This is a genomic window from Aliiroseovarius sp. CAU 1755 (assembly GCF_054482655.1).
This window is the reverse complement of sequence record NZ_JBTLRH010000002.1, coordinates 707437-729679: the sequence shown is the minus strand read 5'-3', so window position 1 is coordinate 729679 and position 22243 is coordinate 707437. Positions and strand designations below refer to the sequence as shown.

General features: G+C 59.9%; 20 protein-coding genes and 1 riboswitch. Of the genes, 10 read left to right on the top strand and 10 right to left on the bottom strand.

The window, feature by feature from the left end:
* Window positions 1-11: 11 nt before the first annotated feature.
* The 8 genes from dtd to ACXYMP_RS10610 all read right to left on the bottom strand — a co-directional run bounded on the left by dtd (window position 12) and on the right by ACXYMP_RS10610 (window position 7890).
* A complete protein-coding gene (gene dtd / locus ACXYMP_RS10645) occupies window positions 12-449 on the bottom strand; it encodes a D-aminoacyl-tRNA deacylase (protein WP_298569417.1) in 438 nt (145 codons plus the stop codon).
* Window positions 446-1129: a nitroreductase gene (locus ACXYMP_RS10640; protein WP_458906172.1), complete on the bottom strand. Its 684-nt coding sequence runs from the start codon at window positions 1127-1129 to the stop codon at window positions 446-448. The genes dtd and ACXYMP_RS10640 overlap by 4 nt, the downstream gene beginning before the upstream one ends.
* A 9-nt stretch (window positions 1130-1138) precedes the next feature.
* Complete coding sequence (locus tag ACXYMP_RS10635) at window positions 1139-2257, bottom strand: TFIIB-type zinc ribbon-containing protein (RefSeq protein ID WP_298569423.1); 1119 nt, start codon at window positions 2255-2257, stop codon at window positions 1139-1141.
* A gap of 70 nt (window positions 2258-2327) precedes the next feature.
* Window positions 2328-3446: an SPFH domain-containing protein gene (locus tag ACXYMP_RS10630; protein WP_298569426.1), complete on the bottom strand. Its 1119-nt coding sequence runs from the start codon at window positions 3444-3446 to the stop codon at window positions 2328-2330.
* A 27-nt stretch (window positions 3447-3473) separates the two neighbouring features.
* Window positions 3474-4427: a DUF2927 domain-containing protein gene (locus tag ACXYMP_RS10625; RefSeq protein WP_298569428.1), complete on the bottom strand. Its 954-nt coding sequence runs from the start codon at window positions 4425-4427 to the stop codon at window positions 3474-3476.
* 24 nt (window positions 4428-4451) lie between these two features.
* Complete coding sequence (locus ACXYMP_RS10620) at window positions 4452-5645, bottom strand: toxic anion resistance protein (RefSeq protein ID WP_298569469.1); 1194 nt, start codon at window positions 5643-5645, stop codon at window positions 4452-4454.
* A 17-nt stretch (window positions 5646-5662) separates the two neighbouring features.
* Entirely contained in the window at window positions 5663-6550 is an 888-nt protein-coding gene (locus tag ACXYMP_RS10615) for a 5-bromo-4-chloroindolyl phosphate hydrolysis family protein (protein WP_298569472.1), read from the bottom strand.
* A 266-nt stretch (window positions 6551-6816) separates the two neighbouring features.
* Window positions 6817-7890 (bottom strand): alkane 1-monooxygenase, encoded by a 1074-nt coding sequence (locus tag ACXYMP_RS10610; RefSeq protein ID WP_458906168.1) that lies wholly within the window; start codon window positions 7888-7890, stop codon window positions 6817-6819.
* A gap of 153 nt (window positions 7891-8043) precedes the next feature.
* Here ACXYMP_RS10610 and ACXYMP_RS10605 point away from each other — a divergent pair, with 153 nt between their 5' ends.
* The 5 genes from ACXYMP_RS10605 (at window position 8044) to ACXYMP_RS10585 (ending at window position 13637) form a co-directional block, all read left to right on the top strand.
* Window positions 8044-9729 (top strand): NAD(P)H-dependent oxidoreductase subunit E, encoded by a 1686-nt coding sequence (locus tag ACXYMP_RS10605; protein WP_458906166.1) that lies wholly within the window; start codon window positions 8044-8046, stop codon window positions 9727-9729.
* Between the two features lie 125 nt (window positions 9730-9854).
* Complete coding sequence (locus ACXYMP_RS10600) at window positions 9855-10490, top strand: lysoplasmalogenase (RefSeq protein WP_458906164.1); 636 nt, start codon at window positions 9855-9857, stop codon at window positions 10488-10490.
* 72 nt (window positions 10491-10562) lie between these two features.
* Complete coding sequence (gene ftsY, locus ACXYMP_RS10595; RefSeq protein WP_458906162.1) at window positions 10563-12107, top strand: signal recognition particle-docking protein FtsY; 1545 nt, start codon at window positions 10563-10565, stop codon at window positions 12105-12107.
* 9 nt (window positions 12108-12116) lie between these two features.
* Entirely contained in the window at window positions 12117-13019 is a 903-nt protein-coding gene (locus tag ACXYMP_RS10590; RefSeq protein WP_298564829.1) for an EamA family transporter, read from the top strand.
* A 9-nt stretch (window positions 13020-13028) separates the two neighbouring features.
* Window positions 13029-13637: an inner membrane-spanning protein YciB gene (locus tag ACXYMP_RS10585; RefSeq protein ID WP_298564832.1), complete on the top strand. Its 609-nt coding sequence runs from the start codon at window positions 13029-13031 to the stop codon at window positions 13635-13637.
* 73 nt (window positions 13638-13710) lie between these two features.
* Here ACXYMP_RS10585 and ACXYMP_RS10580 read toward each other — a convergent pair whose 3' ends face one another.
* Entirely contained in the window at window positions 13711-14412 is a 702-nt protein-coding gene (locus ACXYMP_RS10580) for a glutathione S-transferase N-terminal domain-containing protein (RefSeq protein WP_458906159.1), read from the bottom strand.
* Between the two features lie 133 nt (window positions 14413-14545).
* Window positions 14546-14624: riboswitch (SAM riboswitch) on the top strand.
* 72 nt (window positions 14625-14696) lie between these two features.
* Between ACXYMP_RS10580 and metZ the strand changes: the two genes are divergently transcribed.
* From metZ to ACXYMP_RS10565, 3 genes are all read left to right on the top strand, one after another.
* Window positions 14697-15890 carry an O-succinylhomoserine sulfhydrylase gene (gene metZ / locus ACXYMP_RS10575; protein WP_458906157.1) on the top strand — a complete coding sequence of 398 codons (1194 nt, stop codon included), beginning with the start codon at window positions 14697-14699 and terminating at the stop codon, window positions 15888-15890.
* Between the two features lie 84 nt (window positions 15891-15974).
* Window positions 15975-17078, top strand: coding sequence for a GTP cyclohydrolase FolE2 (gene folE2, locus ACXYMP_RS10570; protein ID WP_458906155.1), 1104 nt, complete (start codon window positions 15975-15977; stop codon window positions 17076-17078).
* Between the two features lie 121 nt (window positions 17079-17199).
* Window positions 17200-18648, top strand: coding sequence for a TrkH family potassium uptake protein (locus ACXYMP_RS10565; RefSeq protein ID WP_298566125.1), 1449 nt, complete (start codon window positions 17200-17202; stop codon window positions 18646-18648).
* 51 nt (window positions 18649-18699) lie between these two features.
* Here ACXYMP_RS10565 and ACXYMP_RS10560 read toward each other — a convergent pair whose 3' ends face one another.
* Window positions 18700-20565: a trypsin-like peptidase domain-containing protein gene (locus ACXYMP_RS10560; protein WP_458906153.1), complete on the bottom strand. Its 1866-nt coding sequence runs from the start codon at window positions 20563-20565 to the stop codon at window positions 18700-18702.
* A gap of 275 nt (window positions 20566-20840) precedes the next feature.
* Between ACXYMP_RS10560 and ACXYMP_RS10555 the strand changes: the two genes are divergently transcribed.
* Both ACXYMP_RS10555 and ACXYMP_RS10550 read left to right on the top strand, forming a co-directional pair.
* A complete protein-coding gene (locus ACXYMP_RS10555) occupies window positions 20841-21779 on the top strand; it encodes a glycine--tRNA ligase subunit alpha (protein WP_298564844.1) in 939 nt (312 codons plus the stop codon).
* Window positions 21776-22243 (top strand): DUF6446 family protein, encoded by a 468-nt coding sequence (locus tag ACXYMP_RS10550; protein ID WP_458906151.1) that lies wholly within the window; start codon window positions 21776-21778, stop codon window positions 22241-22243. Before ACXYMP_RS10555 ends, ACXYMP_RS10550 begins: the two co-directional genes overlap by 4 nt.

Sequence of the window (22243 nt, the reverse complement as noted above, 5' to 3'; positions counted from 1 at the left end):
GGTCTTTGGGGCTAAAGGTCCATCCAGATCGTAACGGGACCGTCATTGACCAGCGACACGTCCATATCCGCACCGAAACGCCCTTGCGCAACTGATATCCCATGTCCTCGCAACTGATCGGCGAAATGCTCATACAGCCGAGCGCCCTCGTCCGGATGGGCCGCAGTTGAAAAGCCGGGGCGGTTGCCACGCGACGTGTCGGCGGCCAAAGTGAACTGGCTGACCACAAGCGCGGCTCCGCCTGTATCGATCAGCGCGCGGTTCATTTTACCTGCCTCATCCTTGAAGATGCGCAACTTTGATATCTTGGCAGCCAGCGCGGCGGCATTCCCGTCGCTGTCTCCGTCCATGGCACAGACCAGGATCAACAAGCCGGGACCGATCTTCCCGATGGTATCTTCGTCAACGCTGACCGAGGCCTTGCTGACCCTTTGGATCACCGCCCTCATAGCGAGACCTTCAATCCGTGCCAGCGGACCCATTCGTCAAGCGGGGCGCGGTCGGTGCGAAAGGCGTTGGCGGGGTGGGTGTCATCTGCAAATCCAAACGAGATCCCGCACAGGATCACGCGGTCTGCCGGCAGCTTGAACCAGTCGCGCAGGAACGGCGCGAAAGCCGCGACCGCGGCTTGCGGAATGGACGCAACCCCCAAGGCCGTCGCGGCCAGTGTGAAGCCGGTCAAGAAGCCTCCGCAGTCAAGATAGGCATAGGCACCCAGTTCAGCCGGGGCAGTGACCAGCGCCATATGAGGCGCGCCGAAGAATTGGAAGTTTTCCAGCATTTGTCGGGCCGAGGCCCGACGGTCGCCGCGCTCTATGCCGACGCTGTCGTAAAGCTGCAACCCACAGGTCTTGCGCCGGGCTTGGTAAGGGCCGGTGTAGGCGCTGGGCCACTTAACATCCGGTGTCTGTGCGGCCCGCGTCGCGTGGTCGTGAAGCGCAAGGCGCAGGCGGTCGGTTTCGTCACCGCGGGTCACATCAACCTGCCAAGGTTGCGCGTTGCACCAGCTGGGCACCTTTTGCGCGGCCAGCAGGATTTTTTCGATCACGCCATCTGGCAGCGGATCAGGCTTGAACGCGCGACACGAATGGCGAGCGCTCAAAAGCGCGTTGAACTCATCGAACTGCATCGGATCCCCTTATTGGCTTTGCGCTGACAAATAGCCGATCACACCCGCCGCGATCAGCCCCAAAATCACGGCGAACGCGATTTTCCATGCCGAGAAGGGGCGTTCACCCTGCACGCGACCGTTCTGCCCGTTGACGACAAACCGATAGGTTTTTCCGCGGTATTTGTAGGCCGCAAGCCAAACCGGCAGCAAAATGTGCTTGAAGGTCACATCTGTCATGGTCGTGTCCATCGCGCTGACGCGCTGTCGGTCCCCGCCAATGTCGAACTTTACATCGCGCAGAATGACCCGGTTCATCAGGTCGCGCGCTTCGCTAAAGCCGTCTTCCAGATCGACCGTATAGCCTTCGGCGCGGAAACCAGCCAGATATTCGGGACGGTAGGGTTCCAGCCGGGACAAATCCCAAGGTTCAAGCGCGTCGGTATAGGATTTCGGCAAGCCCCGCGAGGCCAGCACAAGCGTGTCGTCAAAGAACCGTGCTACCTGCCCGGACACGGATTGCCAACGCACATGCTGTGTGCGACGCGTCGTTCGTTCGCCGTTGACCACGACGGTGCGTTCGCGTTCATGCACGGTGCCGCGTTGGCCGGAATACTGCGTTTTGGTGTCGGCGTCGAAGGTCCAGTAGGGCACATATATGCCGGTCATCTTGCGCCCCTTGCGGGCATAGTTGCGCAAACCGTTCGGGGCGAACCAAAGCCGCCCCAGCCAATCTGTCATGGCTTTGCGCGCATCGGTTTCCTCGATCTCGAACGGGGCAAGACCCTTGGGTTTGATCTGCCGGTGCCGCCCGGTGTCCGTGACGATGGGCGTTGCGCAAAACGGACATTCTGCAGCGTGTGTACTGTCGTCAAATTCGGTCTGCGCGGCACAGTTCGGGCAAATGACAACCCGTGTCTCTTCGATCTCGGTGTCGGGAAGTTGAGCGTTCAATGCGCGCTTGAAGTCGAGTTCCCGAATGGCAGGCGGCGCCATTGATCGGTCGTCAATAGGCTTGTGGAACCCGCAATGATCACAGGTCAGTTGGTTGTGTTCAGGATCGAAGCGCAGGTCCGCTCCGCACTGATCACAGGGAAACCGGTGCTGTTCAAGCGGCGTGGTCTGGGTGTCTTCACGCGGGAAAGCCATCAGAGAAGCCTCGTGCAGTCAGGCAGTGGCGCAGGGGCAATCAAGGCTGCCCCTGTCCAATCACTGCGGGTCAAGCGCCGGGCGGCGGCGGTGGCAGGATAGTGAACAGCTGGGCAAGTTCGGCAATGTCGCCTGCGCGTTTCCAGCCGTCCTGACCCGGGGTCCAGACATGGCTGTCGCGTGCCAGATCGCCCGAAGCAGCCATGCGCCCAAGCGTCGCTTTTGAATACGGCCCTTCGGTTTTGCCGTTCGCGGCGATGTGCCAGACATGTTCGACCGGCGGCGGCGGTGGCGTATGCGACGCACCCGCGGCTTGCGGCGCGGCACCCCATGGTCCGGCTTGAGCCATCTGGCCCGCCATCGCCATGCCCATGCCCATACCAAGGCCGGCCCCCATACCCCCCCCACCGTTGGGATTTTGTGCAGCGGCTGTCATGGCCTCGGCGGCGGAATACTGCGTGAACGCCCCCAGATCGCCTGCGATGCCCATCGACGTGCGCTTGTCCAGCGCGGCTTCGACCGCCGGCGGGAGCGAGATGTTTTCGATGTAGAATTCAGGGATTGTCAGCCCATATTCGGCGACAATGCCAGATATCTCGGTGGCAATCAGCTTGCCCAGATCGGCGGTGTTCGCGGCCATATCCAGAACCGGGATGCCAGCGCCTGCAATCACGCGACTGAAGGCCTGCACAATGATGTTGCGGATCTGATAGCTGATCTCGTCCATCGTGAACTCGCCATCTGTGCCGACGATTTCGACAAGGAACCGGGCCGGGTCCGAAATGCGCACGCTATAGGTGCCAAAGGCGCGGATGCGCGTCGGGCCAAACTCGGGATCGCGCAGCATGATCGGGTTCTTGGTGCCCCATTTCAGGTCATTGAACCGGGTGGTGTTGACGAAATAGATCTCGGATTTGAATGGCGACTTGAACCCATGATCCCAGTGGTTGATCGTGGTCAGGATCGGCATGTTGTTGGTTTCCAACATGTAAAGACCGGGTGTGAACACATCGGCCAGCTGGCCTTCGTGGACGAAAACAGCAGACTGGCCTTCGCGCACGGTCAGCTTGGCGCCGTATTTGATCTCGTGATCTTCGCGTTCGAAACGCCAGACCATGGTGTCGCGGGTGTCGTCGACCCAGTGAATCACGTCAATGAATTCACCGGTCAGAAAATCAAGAATTCCCATTTTTGCGTTCGCTCCTTGGAGTGTCTGTCATACAGGGCCGCCCGTCAGTTCGGCGGCAATTTGGGTGATCAGCGGGCGTGCTTGCTGTGCCGACATGCCGGGACGCATCCGGTCGTCATACAGCATGCGTAAAAGCATTTCGTCATGCGTTGTCAGCAGGCCGAATTCCTCGTCATCATTAAAGATCGAGGGGCGCGCCTGTGGGCTGTCATTTGACAAGCCCAGACCTTGGGCAACCTCTTCGTGGATACAGGCCGTGCGCATCAGATCGGGGTGTTCGCCGCGGATAACAGCGACGGCTTGTTCGAAGTGGCCGGAGTTGGCCGGATCGCGGGCAAAGACAAGGCAATACGTGTCGCGCGGCATGTTCAGAACGGCGCGTTGACTGGCGGCGCTGATGCCGGGCACGACGCGGCGCAGCTCTGGTCCGAACGCGCGACGTTCGTCTTCGTTCAAGACATAGACGCGGAAATTCCCGCCCTCTGCAACGGTCGAGATCGGATGCCCCGTCACCCGCGCCAGCCTGCGCGCGTATTTGGAAAGTGTTGCGCGATCCTTGGTTTGCTTTTCATCCGACACGGTCGGACCAAACTTGATCGAGATCTGCACCGGTTTTTGCCAGCGCGTCAGACGCGAGGCGTTTTCGCGTGCAACAAGCTGCCCCCCTGACGCTGCATATTCCTGAAAGAAGGCAATGCGTTCGAAATTGCGCGCCAGCATCGCGGCGCTGAACGGCACGTCCGCGCCCCCGCCATCGGTCCGCAAAAGCCCCTGCGTCAACAGGCTGCGCTGAACGCTGGCATAGTAGGCGGCCAGTGCGTCGCTGTTTGGTCCGGGCAGGGAAGGTGCGGCGACAGCACGCGGTTTAGGTGCCGGCGACGACGGCAGGCCGGTCATGCCGGGACCAGTGCTGTTGCACGCCGAAAGCGCCAGCGATACCGCCAGCGCTCCGGTTGCCATCTTGACTGCGTTTCGCCGCATCTTTTCCCCTTCGCCTGGTCAGGCCTAGGCGCCAGGAACGGCGCTGGCCATGTTATGACCGGATGCCGTACCGCGTGCCTTGGCAGACGCAAGAGTGTCCTTCAGCTCTGCCTCCATCTTGATCAACTCCTCTTCGGCGGCTGCGCGTTTCGCTTTGCCTTCGTCGGCGATCGCAAGGCTTTCTTCGATGGTTGCGATCAGGTCGGCGTTGGCTTGCTTGACGGCTTCGATATCGAAGACGCCGCGCTCCATTTCCTCGCGCACAATCTTGTTGGCGTCGCGCAGGTTCTTTGCGTTGGCCGTCAAAAGCTCGTTGGTCAGGTCGGTTGCACCCTTCACCGCGGCCGCTGCATCTGCAGACCGCTGAATGGTTACCGCCTGTGCAAGCTGTGTTTCCCACAGAGGCACGGTGTTGACGAGGGTCGAGTTGATTTTCGTCACCAGTGATTTGTCATTTTCCTGAACCAACCGGATCGAAGGCAGGGACTGCATCGTCACCTGGCGGGTCAGTTTCAGGTCATGCACGCGGCGTTCCAGATCATCACGCGCGGCACGCAGGTCACGCAGCTCTTGCGCCTTGATCACACCCTGATCTTCAGGTGCGGCGGCAACTTCGGCCTCTTTCGCAGGGATCACGGTGTCGTCCAGCTCGGCCAACTTGGCTTCACCGGCCGAGATATACAGCGCCAGCTCGTCATAGAACTCAAGCGTCTTTTCATAGAGCTTGTCGAGCGACTTGATATCCTTGAGAAGCGTGTGTTCGTGGGTCAGGAGGTTGTCCGTGACCCTGTCGATCTGGCCCTGAACATCTTCGTAGCGGGCCATGAATTTTGCGGCTGGGGCTGCGCGCCCCAGAAGTTTTTCCCACCAACTGCGTTCACGGCGCATGTCCAGTTCACTGATCGAAAAACCACGGATCGTGGTCACGATGTTGCGCAGCCCATCCCCAGCAGGACCAACATCCTTGTTGCGCACACCGGCCAGCATGTCTTGGCTGATCACTTGCAGTTCTGACTGCGCGGCTGTGCCAAACTCGATGATCGACTGGGTGTTGCTCATGTCAATTTCAGCCATGCGCTTTTCGATTTCAGCAGAGACCTTCTTGTTGGCCTTTTTCAACGGCACAAGGGCGGTGCTGGGTTCAGGCAGCACGACGGCTGTCACTTCTTCGATGTCTTTCAGGGCAGCTGCGGCCCTTTGGCGAATGGTCTCGGTCATTGGGAAATCCTCACAAGTTACTCCATACGCACGCCTTCGCGTGCCAGTCTTTCGCGCAGAACCTCGATTTCAACATCAAGGTCCGTGCGGTTATCGCTTAGAAATTGCTGGGTGCGGGCTGTGAAATTTGCTTCCAGATCGTCCAGAAGCGTTTCATAGGCAGCCCGCGCACCGCCTTTGGGTTCGCGTTGGTAGATATCGACGAACTTGGTTGTCGCGTCGCGGGCCCCCAGAAGATAGACGCCCAGATATTTGCGCGCGGCGGTCAGGTCACGCGGGTCATCTTCGACCGTGCGAAACATTTCGCGCGCAGTGGTGGAAAAGCTGTCGATCCGCGCTTGAAGGTGGCGATCACGCGTGCGCCCGATGGACTCTTTCATCGCGGACAAGTGCTTTTCTGCTTCGGTCACGGCGCGGGCAACGCGGTCGGTCTGGAATGTGTCCACGCCATCCACCCCTTTGTTGCGCAGGGGGTCCGGGCCGAAAGCGGCAAAATGCAAACCGGCACCAAGGACTGCAAAGATGATGGCGCTTGCCATGCTGCCTCCGACAAACCCCGCAAGCCCCAGCCCTGCGCCCATCAATACCGATCCGAAGATCTTGCGAGGAATGGCAGGGCGACGCGCGATTTTGCGAGCATCATAGGCTTGGTGGGCGAAAACGCCATCTCGGGTCATCCAGGCAGACAGGATCAGCAATCCGAAAGCGGCCAGCGTCATGGCAAGCCCGGCCGGGTCCTGAAAGAAGGCACGGATTGCAAGCGGCAGTGGGGCGATGAACAGAAAATTGACCCGCCCGGCGCTGCGAGCGGGTTGTTTGCCGTCAAACGGGCGGCGCACCGGCGCCTTGCCTTGTGTCTTAGGCTGGCCGTTTGGGCTGAATTCGCCTCCGAACCGCTGAGACATCATGCCCCTCCCGTGATCGAGACATAGAGGATCAGGGCGACAAGCATGAAGAATGCCGTTTTCTGTAATCCGTTCTCAGACATTTCAGGCTCCTTTCGCGGTCGCCACGTCAATAGCAATATAGGGCTGCATGGCGCGTATCGCCATGGGTTTGTTGATTATCCCCACGGTTGGCAGCCTGCCGCGTGACTTGCACAATAGGCGGTTGTGGTGCCGCGTGAAGGGGAAAGTGCCGCAAGGTTCCCCGCCGGCCATTGGAACGAGGCTCACGGTTGGACTGTCGATGCCTGCGCCTCCTGCGCCCGCCAGCGGGTCAAAGCGCGCGACATCACCTTGCGCCAAAGGCTGGGGATCAGTGCGATCGTGGCCATTGCGGGCAACGAATGAGGCAGCATTGGCGCTTCGAGTGCGGTGGGCAAGCGAAGCGCTGGGTATGGCCGCATCGGGTGGGCGTGGTGGTCGGAGTGGCGTGGGGCATTCAGCATCATGTGGCTTGTGAACCAATGGGGTGCGTTCCAACTGTGCTTCACGCCAACGGGTTCATAGTTGCCATCGTCGCGCATGGCGCGCGTCAGGCCGTAGTGTTGGACGTAATCGGACAGCAAAAGCTGCGTCTGGGCGTGTGCGCAGAGCAGGAGATAGCCGATCAAGCCGCCGAACCCACCGATAAAGATCGACAGCACCACCATTGCGATACCGCCTCCGATATAGGTGACATAGGGGTTCAGCGCTCGCCCGCTCTTGCGCTCCAGATCCTGTTTTTCCATATCATAGCCCGCTGAAAACGAGCCCTTCCAAGCGCGTGGTGCGAAGTCATAGAAGCTTTCGCCTTCCTGGGCGGTGTTGGGGTCGTCTGGCGTTGCCACCCACCTGTGGTGCACTTTGGGGTGCGCCGAGGCGTGGTGACCAAACAAAAGCGAAATATAGACCCATTTCCCCAAACCCCGCAGCACCCTGTTGCTTCGGTGGATCAACTCATGCGCGTTCGAGTTAGAGACTTGCCCAAAAAACAAGCCAGCCGCCAGGAATGTCGCGATGAGGCCACCCAAGGCCAAGCCAGTTCCGCCAGATAGGGCAAAGACAACCAGCGCCAACAGGGGGAAATGCGCGATGGCCAATGCAGCGGACAGTCGGTTTGCGTCCTTGGTGATCCCGTCTTCATCAAGCGGTTCAGCGATGCGCAAAATCAGCTCGTCGGCGCCGTAAGACAGCGCTGTCATATAGAGAAGAGCCGCCAGCGCGAAAGGGCCGCCAAAGATGGCGCCAAGCGCGATCAACAGCATCGGTGTTGCGGCACTTACCGCAAAGAACCGAAGAGGGTGAGAGATGATTTTCGCCATAGGGCCTCCGCTCGTGACGTAACCTACCCGCGTCATGCGGGAAATATCGTGCAAATGGCAAAGATACGCAATCCGCCAAGCGCATGTCGTTTTTGGATAGCGCGGTGGTAAGCGCGGGGTCTAGTGTGGGGCGGTATCACATTGAGGTTGGACATGGCGCTGGGCGACAAAAAAGGCATCTGGAAATCGGGTAAGGGCAAGGGGCGACGCAAGCCGAAAGGCCGACAGGTCGATCCCGCCGCGCTGGAAGCCGTCCAAGCCATGCTGGGTGATCGTCCGCGCCGGCGCGATCTGTTGATCGAATTTCTGCACCTGATCCAGGACGCCCACGGCCACCTGTCCGCCCCATATCTGCGGGCCTTGGCGTATGAGTTGAAGATCGGTCAGGCCGAAGCCTATGAGGTTGCCAGCTTCTATGCCCATTTCGACGTGGTGCGCGAAGATGAGACACCTCCACCCGCGTTGACCATTCGTGTCTGTGACAGCCTGTCATGCGAGTTGGCCGGGGCGGAGACGTTGCAAAAAGCCCTTGAGGATGGGCTCGATGCCGCCGAAGTGCGCGTCGTGTGCGCGCCCTGCATGGGCCGCTGCGATACAGCCCCGGTGCTGGAACTGGGGCACAATCACATCGACCACGCGACACCGGAAAAGGTGCAGGCAGCGATTGCCGCCGGGGAAACACACGCCAAACTGCCCGCCTATGAAGACCTCGCGGTTTATCGCGCCGCTGGAGGCTATGCCAAGCTTGAAGATCTGCGCGCGGGTGGCGATTGGAAGGCCGTGCAGGACGACGTGCTGGCCGCCGGTCTGCGTGGGCTTGGTGGGGCTGGGTTCCCGTCGGGGAAGAAATGGGGCTTTGTGCGCGCCAATGACGGCCCCCGTTATCTGGCCGTGAATGGCGACGAGGGCGAGCCGGGCACCTTCAAAGACCGCTACTATCTGGAGCGCACGCCGCACCTTATGCTGGAAGGCATGTTGATCGCCGCCTGGGCGGTCGAGGCCGAGACCTGTTTTATCTACATGCGCGACGAATACCCCGCTGTGTTGGAGATCCTGCGCCGCGAAATTGCAGCACTTGAGGCCGCAGGCATTGTCACGCCCGGCTATGTCGACCTGCGGCGCGGGGCAGGTGCCTATATCTGCGGCGAAGAAAGCGCGATGATCGAATCCATCGAAGGCAAGCGCGGTATGCCGCGCCACCGTCCGCCCTTCGTGGCGCAAGTGGGCATCTTCGACCGCCCAACACTGGTGCATAACGTCGAAACGCTGCACTGGGTCACCCGCATCCTGCGCGAAGGCCCAGAAATCCTGACCTCGGTCGAAAAGAACGGCCGCACGGGGCTGCGCAGCTATTCCGTGTCCGGTCGCGTGGCCAATCCGGGCGTGCACCTTCTGCCCGCTGGCTCGACGATCATCGACATCATTGAAGCGTGTGGAGGCATGGCCGACGGGCACAGCTTCAAGGCCTATCAGCCCGGCGGCCCGTCTTCGGGGCTGCTGCCCGCGTCAATGGATGACATCCCGCTGGATTTCGACACGTTGCAGCCGCATGGCACGTTTATTGGCTCGGCGGCGGTCGTCGTCCTGTCTGACAAAGACAGCGCCCGCGATGCGGCCCTGAACATGCTGCGGTTTTTTGAAGATGAAAGCTGCGGCCAATGCACCCCGTGTCGATCTGGCTGCGAGAAGGCCGTGAAACTGATGCAGGCGGACCGTTGGGATCAAGACCTGCTGGGCGAGCTGTGCGCAGTGATGCAAGATGCCTCGATCTGCGGGCTGGGGCAGGCGGCACCCAATCCCATCCTGCTCACCATGAAACATTTTCCGGACGAGGTTTAGCCCGACCGAGCGGCCCGCGTTCTTCCAACGTCACGCTTGACCCGCAGGGCCGCGCCGCGCATCGCTTGGACCGTGCCACGCGCACGAACACCTGTTGTTAAGGGCTGCAGCGTTAGGAAGATAGCATGAGCAACCTGTTGATGATCTTTGGTCTGATGTGCGCGGCCGCTTATCTGCCTTTGACCTCGGCTTCGGTGTCCTGGTCGCGCTCGATTATCAAGACGGTGCCGGTTCTGGCCTTTTCATTCGCGGCCTATGCGGGTGGGGTGGGGCCATTCCTTGTCGCCGCCTTGTTTCTTTCGGCCTTGGGCGATTTTGGGCTGTCACGGGACGGGGATGGACCCTTCCTTTATGGACTGTCGGCCTTCGCATTGGCGCACTTGGTTTACATTCTTCATTTCATGAGCGTGTCAAATGCCCCCCTGTGGGACGCGTTTTCGTCCGCCCCTGTGGCCGCGATCATTCTGGTGGCTCTGATGGTCTCGACCGAACTGTGGCTGGCCACCCATACCGGGCATCTGCAATGGCCAGTGCGTATCTATGTGGTGATCATCGGCGCGATGGGCTTGGCGGCCCTGACGCTGCCCTTCGGGTGGATGGTGATCGGCGCGGCGTTGTTCATCGTGTCTGACGTAATCTTGGCGATCAATCTGTTTCGAATGTCAGATACCCATCACCACCGCATGAAGGCCGGGTATGCGGTCTGGACGCTCTATGTTGCTGGGCAGGTTTTGATCCTGTGGGGTGGCATGCTGGGGTGAACGCCTGCGCTGCCCCCTTCCATCCGACACTTATGTGTCATAGTTGGATAGAAAGCGATCAAGAGGGCGCACATGGCTTTTTTCTCGAAACTCAAAGAACGTCTGTTCAAATCCTCATCCAAGCTTGAAGAAGGTCTTGAGGCCATCGTTGAGGATGGCGGCGAGGAAGAGCTGGTTGAGGCGACACAAGACGAGGTCGTGGCAACCGCCGCGCCGGGCGTGGTTGATACAGAGACCGCCCCAGATGACGTAATTCCTGAGCCTGAGCCTGAGCCTGAGCCTGAGCCTGAGCCTGAGCCTGAGTTTGATCAGGCGACCGCCGATGCAGAATACGAAGCGCTCTTGGCTGACATGGAAGAGGTGACGCCCGAACAGGCTGCTGCTGCGGAGGCTTTGGAGCCTTGGGTTGAACCGGAAGACGGCATTGACGCCTCGTTGGAAGAGCAGCTTGATGAGATCGAGGGCGCAATCGAAAACTTGGTAGAACCTGCCAATGATGCGACGTCCGAAAAGGCCCTTGAGGCGTCGGAAGAGGTCGCGGAGATTTCACCCGAACCCGAACCCGAACCCGAACCCGAACCCGAACCCGAACCCGAACCCGAACCCGAACCCGAACCCGAACCCGAACCCGAACCCGAACCCGAACCCGAACCCGAGCCTCAGCCAGCGAAGCTGGTCGATCCCGCGCCGCTGGATATCGCCGCTGACGTCGCACCCACCACCGCCGCCAAACCCGGCCTGCTGGGCCGTATGTTCGGGCGGCGCGAGGCCAAAACCGTCGTCCGCCGGACCGTCGATGACGACATGCTTGAAAGCCTCGAAGATCTGATGATCACGTCCGATATGGGCGTGGACACCGCAATGCGCGTAACCGCCAATATCTCGGAGCGGCATTTCGGCAAAAAACTGTCTGTGGCCGAGATCAAATCCGTGCTGGCATCTGAAGTCGCGCGGATTATGGAGCCCGTGGCTCAGCCCATGCCGATCTATCCCAAACGCCCTCAGGTGGTGTTGATCGTCGGCGTGAATGGCGCCGGCAAGACGACAACGATCGGCAAGCTGGCCAGCCAGTTCACCGCCGCTGGCAAAAAGGTCGTTATCGCCGCCGGCGACACCTTCCGTGCAGCTGCCGTCGAGCAGTTGCAAGTCTGGGGGGATCGCGCGGGCGTGCCTGTCCTGACCGCGCCCGAAGGGTCGGACCCAGCCTCGCTCGCCTTCGATGCGATGACCCAAGCCGAGGCGGACGGCGCTGATCTTTTGATGATCGACACCGCCGGGCGTTTGCAAAACCGCGCTGACTTGATGGAAGAGCTGGCCAAGATCGTGCGTGTTATCAAGAAGAAAGACGAGACGGCACCGCATAATACCTTGCTGGTGCTGGATGCGACTACGGGTCAGAATGCCCTTCGTCAGGTCGAAACCTTTCAGAAGCTGGCGGACGTCTCCGGTCTGGTGATGACCAAGCTTGATGGCACGGCAAAAGGCGGCGTTCTGGTGGCGTTGGCCGACAGGTTCGCCTTGCCGATCCACGCCATTGGCGTTGGCGAACAGATCGACGATCTTGCCCCCTTCGACCCCGAGGAATTTGCCCGCGCCCTGATCGGCATCACCGAATAAGCGTGGGGCATGAGCGACTGGCTCATATCGCTGGAAGGCACCGAGGCTGGCCATCAGGTCGCCTTGATGCTGGCCTTGTTCGCGGCGTTTCTGCACGCGTTTTTTGGCGCGCTTCAGAAGGGACGCCACGATCCGTGGTTGTCGCGCGGCGCGATTGATCTGTCCTACGGAGTGATCGCCGCGCCCTTCGCCCTGTTCGTCGTCCCATGGCCCGAGCCTCACATGTGGCCCATCTTCGCGGTCGTTTTTGTGATCCATGTTGGATACAAAATCGCGCAAAGCTACACCTATGCGCTGGGGTCCTATACGGTCGTCTACCCGGTGGTGCGTGGCACCGGGCCGCTGTTCACGGTGATCGGGGCGGGCATTCTGTTTGGCGAGACGTTCACCGCGATACAGTGGGTGGGGGTTGCGACGCTGGTGGCGGGCATTTTCGCCCTTGCCGCCTATAACCTGCGCCACTGGCAGATGGGGCGCGAGCTTCTGAAGCCCGCTTTGGCGATGGCCGTTGTGACGGGGCTTTTCGTTGCGGCGTATACCACTTACGACGCTTATGGCATCCGCGCGACCGCCGACCCCTTTACATTCCTGGCGTGGTTTTTCTTCATCGATGGGTTTTTCATGCCGATCATCGCGGGCTTGCGCTGGTGGAATATGCCAGAGCGTCCTGCACTTGCCCCGCTGTTGGGGCGTGGCGTTCTTGGTGCATTCGTCGCCTATTTCAGCTTCGGCTCGATCATGTTGGCCACACGGCTAGATAGTGTTGGCGAAGCCGCCGTTTTGCGCGAAACCTCGACCGTGTTTGCTGCCCTGATCGGCTGGCTTGTGCTGAAAGAACGCGTCGGGCCGCGTCGCCTGACGATGATGGCTTTGATCGCAGTTGGCGCCGTGATAGTCGAAATGGGCGGATAAGGAGGCACCATGACCGAAAAGCAGGACTACCCGATGCTAAGGATTGCGCTGGAATACGGACCAATCATCCTTTTTTTTGTGGCCTACACCTTATTGAAGGATCGCACCTTCACCCTCGCAGGCACCGACTATTCGGGGTTCGTGGCGGTAACGGCAATGTTCATACCGGTTCTGGTTCTGGCCACGCTCGCGCTCTGGCGGATCACCGGGCATCTGTCGAAGATGCAGATCGTGACGCTTGTGCTGGTCATCGGGTTTGGCGGGTTGTCGATCTGGTTCAACGACGAACGCTTCTTCAAGATGAAGCCGACGATGATCTACCTGCTGTTTGCCGGGCTGCTGGGGTTCGGATTGTTGCGCGGCGAAAGCTATCTTGAGGCCGTGATGGACCGCGCCCTGCCATTAGAGCGCCAAGGCTGGATGATCCTGACCAAGCGGTTGGCGCTGTTTTTTCTGGCCCTCGCCATCGCGAACGAGGCGATCTGGCGCAGTCTGTCCACCGATGCCTGGGTGAACTTCAAGACTTTCGGTCTGCCACTGGCGACCTTCGCGTTTTTCATGTCTCAGGCCGGATTGTTCAAGCGCTTCGGGATCGAAGAAGACCCCGAAAACAGCTGATCTGAGCCGCTAGATCGCCCGTTTTTCTGCGATGCGCCCCCACTCGAATGACAGAGACGACCGGCGAAGCTGGCTACCGCTTGAACAAAACGTCCTGGGCTTTCTTGTCAGACTGCAGATTGCTGCGCTGATCTGCGGCGACGGCACGTCCGCGTTGCACTGCCGGACGTGCGCCGACCTCATCCAGCCAACGGGCCAGGTTGGGTTTGTCATCCAACGTCTGCTCTTGCCCTTCCCAAAGTGAGGCCCACCCCCAAGATGCCATGTCAGCAATGGAATAGGTGTCGCCCGCCAAATAGCGGTTGTTGGCAAGCTGGCGATCAATCACGCCGTAAAGCCGAGCGGTTTCCGCGCGGTAGCGGTCCTTGGCATAGGGCAAGTCATTGGGCGGCTCCATCGCAGGTGCGTATTTCAGGAAGTGATGCGCCTGACCGGCCATCGGACCCAAGCCCCCCATCTGCCACATGAGCCATTGATCCACGGCCACACGCTCGCGTTCCGTCTTTCCGCAGAAAAGCCCCGTTTTACGCGCCAGATACTGCAAGATCGCGCCGCTTTCAAAGATCGAGATCGGCGCGCCATCCGGCCCGTCCGGGTCGATGATGGCGGGCATCCGGTTGTTTGGAGCGATCTTCAGGAAGTCGGGTTCGAACTGGTCGCCCGCGCCGATGTTCACCAGCTTGACCTCGTAAGGCAGCGCCATTTCCTCAAGCGCGATCGAGATTTTCCAACCGTTCGGTGTGGGCCAATAATAAAGCTCTATCGGGGTGGGCATGATGTCTCTCCTTCAGTGGTCTGCAGGATGACAGGCGAGTGCCAATTGGCAAGGGCATGCGCGCCGCCCGTTGTTCACGATCCGGCGAGCGTGCCGGGCGTGCACACTTGACGCAGTTTTCATCAGGCGCTAGGGCTTGCTGCGTGGCGATTTGTTTACCGGATTGCGGGCCACGTAAAATATTCTGCTAAAGAGGTCAGGGACCTTGCGGGCGACATGCCCCGCAAATTCACCCCCGGCGCTCGTAATGCGGTGGGGGTTTTTTTGTGCGAAAGGAACGCGCGATGACAGAGGCAAAATCGGGTTGGTCGAAACGGACCACTGCGGTGCATGGCGGCACGCGTCGCAGTCAGTATAACGAGGTCAGCGAAGCGATCTTCCTGACCCAGGGCTTTGTCTATGAAAGTGCCGAACAGGCCGAGGCACGCTTTATCGAAAGCAGCCGGGACGAGTTCATTTACGCCCGCTACGGCAATCCGACCGTCGCAATGTTCGAAGACCGTATGGCGGCCCTTGAAGGGGCCGAAGATGCGTTTGCGACTGCTTCGGGCATGGCGGCTGTCAACGGCGCGATGATGTCCCTTCTGAAAGCGGGTGATCACGTTGTTGCCGGGCGCGCGCTGTTCGGGTCCTGCCTCTATGTGCTCGAAGATATCCTCGCCCGGTTCGGGGTCGAGGTAACGCTGGTGGATGGCACCGACCTTGACGCTTGGCGCGCAGCCGTGCGCCCGGACACTGCTGTCTGTTTCTTTGAAAGCGTGTCCAACCCCACACTTGAGGTGATCGACATCGAAGGTGTCGCAAAGATTGCCCATGCGGTTGGGGCGTTGGTCGTTGTGGATAACGTGTTCGCCACGCCTGTGTTCAGCCGAGCCATCGAGCAAGGCGCCGATGTGGTCGTGTATTCGACCACCAAGCATGTGGACGGGCAGGGGCGGTGCCTTGGCGGCGTCGTTCTGGGCACGCAAGACTATATCCGCAAGACGCTGGAACCCTATCTGAAGCACACCGGCGGCGCGATGAGCCCGTTTAATGCGTGGGTCATGCTGAAAGGGTTGGAGACGATGGACCTGCGCGTGAAGGCGCAAGCCAATTCGGCGCTGGAAATTGCGCGCGCATTGGAAGGCCACCAGAAACTCGCCCGCGTCATACATCCGCTTTTGGACAGCCACCCGGACAAAGCGCTTGCTGAACGCCAGATGATTGGCGGGGCTGGCACGGTCCTTTCGTTGGAGCTTTCAGGCGGCAAAGAAGCCGCGTTCCGGTTCCTGAATGCGCTTGAGATTGTGCTGATTTCCAACAACCTTGGCGATGCGAAATCTATCGTGACCCATCCGGCGACGACGACGCACCAGCGTTTGCCCGATGATCAGAAGGCCCAATTGGGGATCGCGCCCGGTCTTCTGCGCCTGTCCATTGGACTTGAGGACACGCAAGATTTGATCGCAGACCTGACACGAGCCTTGAACGCTGCCTGATCTGTCGCTTCTTTCTCATCGTGTTTGGAGAATCTCTGTCACACTCCTATGTTAGTGGGGTGTGACAGGATCGGGAGGTCCGTGATGAACCAAATGAAGCGCAAGGGTGGCGCAACGCCAACTGAGGACGCCGCGCGTGATGCGCTTGATGTCTTGCGCGACTGGGCCGCAAAGGCGGACCCTGTCGAGGTGGCGAGACTTGACCCAGCCATTGCGCGGCTTTTGCCGGGTGCGGAGCTTCCGAATTACCCGGATCTGAACCGGGACTACCCGTCAGATTTTGCACCAGACGCGGCCTATAAGGCGTCGATGCCGGACCTGCAAAACGGACCGGCAAGCCTGATCCAAGGGGCCAAGCGGCATATTCAGCATGTGGGGATTTCCAACTTCCGCCTGCCGATCCGTTATCACACCCGCGACGGCGAAGACGTGACGCTGGAAACTTCGGTCACCGGGACGGTCAGTCTTGAGGCGGGCAAGAAGGGCATCAACATGTCGCGCATCATGCGCAGCTTTTATGCCCATGCCGAAAAGACCTTCAGCTTTGACGTGATCGAAGCCGCGCTGGACGACTACAAGACCGATCTTGAAAGCCTCGATGCCCGGATCGAAATGCGCTTTTCCTACCCCGCGCGGGTGCAAAGCCTGCGATCAGGCCTGTCTGGCTATCAGTTTTACGACATCGCGCTGGAACTGGTCGAACATCGCGGCAAACGGCGCAAATTCATGCATCTGGACTATGTCTACTCCTCGACCTGCCCCTGTTCGCTGGAATTGTCTGAGCACGCGCGCCAGATGCGCGGCCAGCTTGCGACGCCGCATTCGCAGCGCTCGGTCGCGCGCATCTCGGTTGAGAAGGTCAAGCAGCCGCAGACATTCTGGTTCGAAGACCTGATAGATATTTGCCGCGCGGCGGTGCCGACAGAGACTCAGGTCATGGTCAAACGCGAAGACGAACAAGCCTTTGCCGAACTAAACGCCGCCAACCCGATCTTCGTCGAGGATGCCGCGCGATTGTTCTGCGAGCATTTGCAACAAGATGACCGGATCGGAGATTTCCGCGTGGTGGCCAGCCATCAGGAAAGCCTGCACAGCCATGATGCCGTATCGATCCTGACCGAAGGCGAAACGTTTGAGGCGGAAAGCCTTGACCCCAAGCTGTTCTCGACGCTGTTTCATGTGGGCTAGGCCGCGCGGGATGTGCGCCTGTCGCGGGCGCTCTGCGAATGGGACACAGGCCCAGGGGTTGCGTGGCTTCAACGCCATCTGATCCTTGACAGTTCGTGTGCGGGCGGCCAACCCTTCGCCCATGTTCGATCTGCGACCTGTCGTTTATGTCATTGGCCTTCTGGTTGCCGCCTTAGGGGTCACGATGCTGATCCCGATGGGGATTGATCTGGCTTATGGCAGCCCTGATTGGGCCGTTTTTCTGGAAAGCGCGGTGATCACCACACTGGTCGGGGGGTCGATGGCACTGTCCACGGCCAATGGCGTGGGCAAAGGGCTGTCGATCCAGCAAACCTTTTTACTGACCACGGGTGTTTGGTTGGCTCTGCCCGTTTTCGCGGCGCTGCCTTTCCTCTTTTCAGAGATTGATGCGAGTCTGGTGGACGCCTTTTTCGAGGCAATGTCAGGCCTGACCACCACAGGGGCCACGGTTCTGTCGGGTCTGGATGACATGCCCAAGGGTCTGTTGTTCTGGCGGGCATTGTTGCAATGGTATGGCGGGATCGGGATCATTGTTGTGGCGATGGTGTTTCTGCCCGAACTGCGCGTCGGGGGTATGCAAATCTTCCGGTCAGAAGCGTTTGACACGATGGGAAAGGTGTTGCCACGTGCCGCCGAGATTGCCGGACGCATCAGCCAGATTTACCTGTTTCTGACGCTGGTCTGTGCCGCGACCTATTATGCGGTTGGACTGCCGCCGTTCGAGGCGCTGTATCACGCCATGACCACCATCGCGACGGGCGGGTTCTCATCGACGGATGCCTCTTTCGGAGCGTTCCGCGGTGCACCGGAATATGTCGCGGCCTTCTTCATGATTTTGGCAAGTCTGCCGTTCGTCAGATATATCCAACTGTTGACTGGCACAGCGCGCCCCATTCTTGTCGACCCGCAGGTGCGCGCCTACCTGCTGACCATTCTGGTGATCACATTGATGATGACCCTGTATCGGTTGCTGGCCAATGGTGACCATGTGGGGCGCGGGTTCGGCGAAGTCTTGTTCAACGTGACCTCGATTATCAGCGGCACAGGCTATGCCAGTGTGGACTATCAGCTTTGGGGCGCATTTCCCGTGGTCGTGTTCTTCTTTATCGGTCTGATCGGAGGCTGTGCTGGATCGACGGCTTGTTCGATCAAGGTGTTCCGCTATCAGTTGCTGTTTTCGTCCATCAAGGCACAAATCCGCGCCATCCATTCACCGCACGGCCTGTTCACGCCGCGCTATGCCGGTCGGCGCGTGGACGAAGATGTCCTGTCGTCGGTGATGAGCTTCTTTGTGTTTTTTATCGTCACCCTTGGCGTGGTGTCCGTCCTTTTGGGGATGACCGGGCTGGATTTTACCACCTCGGTTTCCGGGGCGGCGGCGGCCGTGGCCAATATCGGTCCCGGTTTGGGTGATATCATCGGTCCTGCGGGAAACTTCGGAAGCCTTAGCGACACCGCCAAGTGGATCTTGGCGATCACCATGCTGATCGGCCGACTGGAGCTGCTGGCCGTCTATGTTCTGTTCACCGTGAAGTTCTGGCAGGGCTGATAGAGCGGGTGCCTTTCCGTTCCAGCGCCGCGCCCATTCGTTTGCGGCCGCTTAATCCCAGCAGCTGACCAGAACGGTCATGTCTGCGGCCATGGCGCTCAGGTCAACGGGATCCATCGAGGCGATCTTGTCCGCGACCTTGGTTGAGACACCGTTGTCGGTCAGGAATTCGGTCACCGTTGCAGCGTCCAGCGCGAAGCTGACACCATCGGGCAGGGTGCGCCCTTGGGTCGACTGGGCTGGCAGAAGCATGCCCATGACTGCGCCACCGACATCCAGAACAGGGCCGCCAGCGTCGCCTGGAAGGGCAGCAAGGGTCAGCCGCGCCAGATCGGGTTCGCCATTCAGGCCTCTGAGTTCAGCCAGCGTGCCAAAGGTCAGGCTCGGCGCGGTCAGGCGCCCCTCATAGGAATAGCCAGCGACTGCCACATCGGATTTCAACCGCGGCTTGACCGATTGGAACGACGCATAGGCGATCGGGGCCAGCGCGTCCTTGGCGGTCAAAAGCGCCAAACCATGGGTCGTGTCGACAGCGGTGACTTCGGCGTCGTAGTCGTCGTTGATGGATATCCGGCCACATTGCTCAACCGCCTCAGCTGTCGTCAGGATGGTGCCATTCGCATCCACATAGAAGCCGGACCGCGACATTTTGGGGCTACGGATTTCCAAACCCGACAGCAGATCAAGGCTTTGCGTTGTGGTGTCCAGCCCGGCCGTATCCGCCAACGCTGCCGGTCCCAGCGACGCAAAGCTGGCCTTCATGTCGCGCAGGGCAAGGTCGCGACGTTTGTCGTCCCCTTTCGGCCAGATCAGGGTGAACCCTTTCACGGTGCCATCAACCAGTTCTGCCTGCGTATACGAGGTGATCTTGTCATCCGCACCTTCGATGGTGAAGGAGGATTTCTTGCGCTCGCGCGGGCCATCCAGCGGCACGATTTCGAGCGACTGAAGGATATCGTAAAGCCCGTAAAGCGTGTCTTGGTCGCCGGATTGGCTGATCAGCACCACGCCCACACCGCTGTCGTCCTTGGTGGCGAAATGCACGAAGGGCGCCTCGTAACGATCGAAGGCAACCATCGCGCCCGGAACGGCAACCGAAAGACCGGCGTCTTCGTCCAGATAGGTGGTCATGCCAAGCGACGAGATCACGGATTGGTAGCTTGCCAAAAGCTCGGCGCGTTGACGGGTCGTCAGGACACCGGTCGGATCGTAGCCGCGATCGGTTTGCCATGCCGCCATGGACCGGCGTGTGCCCGCCCCAAACGCGCCATCAATGGCCGAAGTGTAATACCCGCCCCATTGTAGCGCGACCTGCAAGCCCATCCGCGCCTCGCGATCCAGCAACCGTTCGCCCTGCAATGCCTCGCGACGCGTTTCTTCAACCGGAGCTTCGGGTTGGGCAAGAACGGCTGGGCTATCAACGGGCTGTTCCACCGATGCCACCTGATCGCCCTGTGGCGCGGTGTCTTCACTGGCCGCGGGCAACTGGACCGCTTCCGACGCAGTCAGGGGCGTCGTCGCCAAGGCGTTTGCGCCGACCGGCCAGAACTGCTGCCGCAGTTGGCGTGAATAGGTAATGAAGCTGTCGCGCGGGATCAGGCCCGCGTTCTTCAGTGATTGAAGCTGGATTGTGGCTGCGCGTTCGGTATAGGGGCCAAGCACGATGCCATACCAGTTGCCGCCAACACGAAACCCGTTCACGCCCTCAAGCCGGGTGGCGTAGTCGCGCACGCGGTCCTCTGCTTCACGCAAGGTGGGTTGGGCTTCGATCTGGATCCAGAGCAGATCTTGAGTTTGAGACGGCGACAGGCGGTCAGAGGAACCCTGCTGCGCCATTGCAGGCAGGCCTGCCAAACTGATGGAAAGTCCGGTGGCAAGGGCGGCTGCGGCGGTGGTGGCGGCTAGGCGTTTGGTCATAAATCCTCGAAGCCTCGGGTTCGTTTTTCAATTCTGGTCAGGCAAATAGCACATTCTGCCCGGATCTGGTCAATATAACGGGCGCAATATGACAGTTTCGTGCGCCGGGTCCAGCACCTTCACGTGTTTGGTATGGGAAACTTTGCGGCGTGACTTGCGCGCATGTGGCCAACGTGGGCGCTGGGCGGTGCTTGCGCCTGTTTCACGCGTTGACCCTTTGGGGGGCAGGCCGTATTGAGGGCACACATTCCGGCAATCACCAGATGGGCAACTCCATGGCCAACAGCGACACGCGACCGCAAAGTTTTCAGGACATCATCCTGCGCCTTCAAGCCTATTGGGCGGCGCAAGGCTGTGCGGTGTTGCAACCGTATGACATGGAGGTCGGCGCAGGAACCTTTCACCCGGCGACAACCCTTCGCTCCTTAGGTGCGCAACCATGGGCAGCAGCCTATGTGCAGCCGTCGCGCCGCCCTACCGATGGGCGCTATGGCGAGAACCCGAACCGGCTGCAGCATTATTACCAGTTTCAGGTGCTGATCAAACCCAGCCCACCTGACCTGCAAGCGCTTTATCTTGGGTCGCTCGAAGCCATTGGCATCGACATGGACCTGCACGACATCCGGTTCGTTGAAGATGACTGGGAAAGCCCCACGCTGGGCGCATGGGGTCTGGGATGGGAGGTCTGGTGCGATGGGATGGAAGTCAGCCAGTTCACCTATTTCCAGCAGGTTGGCGGGTATGACTGCAAGCCTGTCTCGGGCGAACTGACATATGGGTTGGAACGTCTGGCGATGTATATTCTGGGCATTGATCATGTCATGGATATGCCGTTCAACGCCCCCGACGCCCGCATACCGCTGACCTACGGTGATGTCTTCAAGCAGACCGAGGAAGAATACGCGCGCTGGAATTTCGATGTGGCGGATACCGAGGTGTTGTTGCGCCATTTCGAAGAGGCCGAGGCCGAATGCCGCGCGATCCTTGATCACGACCACCATGACCCTAAAACCGGCAAGCGTATCGTCATGGCGCACCCGGCCTATGATCAATGCATCAAGGCCAGCCACATCTTCAACCTTCTGGATGCGCGCGGCGTGATTTCGGTGACCGAGCGACAGGCCTATATCGGCCGCGTCCGTGCACTGGCCAAGCAATGCGCTGACGCCTTCGTCCAAACCCGTGCAGGTGGCTGGGCGGGGGATGCAGCGTGACCGGAAAAATACTGGCGATATTCATTGTGCTGACAGCAATCATTTCGGGCGTCGCAATCTATTGGTTGCAACTTTATGCTTTTTACGAGGACGTTTCGGCAGACGCGCAATTGCGCATGACCAACCTTGTGACCGGCGAGCCGGAATTGGTGCTTTATGACAGTTTCGACGGGATCGATGCCGACAGCTCTCCGCTTCGCTTCCGCGGGTGCTTCACCACGACGATGAGCCTTGCGATGCTGACGGAAACCTACGAAACCTATGAAGGCGCTACGCCCTTGACCGCACCGGGTTGGTTCGATTGCTTCGACGCAGATCAAATCGGCGCTGCCTTGGAAACCGGCGATGCCATTGCCTTTTTGGGTGAACGAAACATTCAGCACGGGGTTGACCGCGTGGTCGCGATCTTTCCCGATGGCCGGGGCTTTGCCTGGCATCAGCTGAACGAAAAATACAGCGAGTGA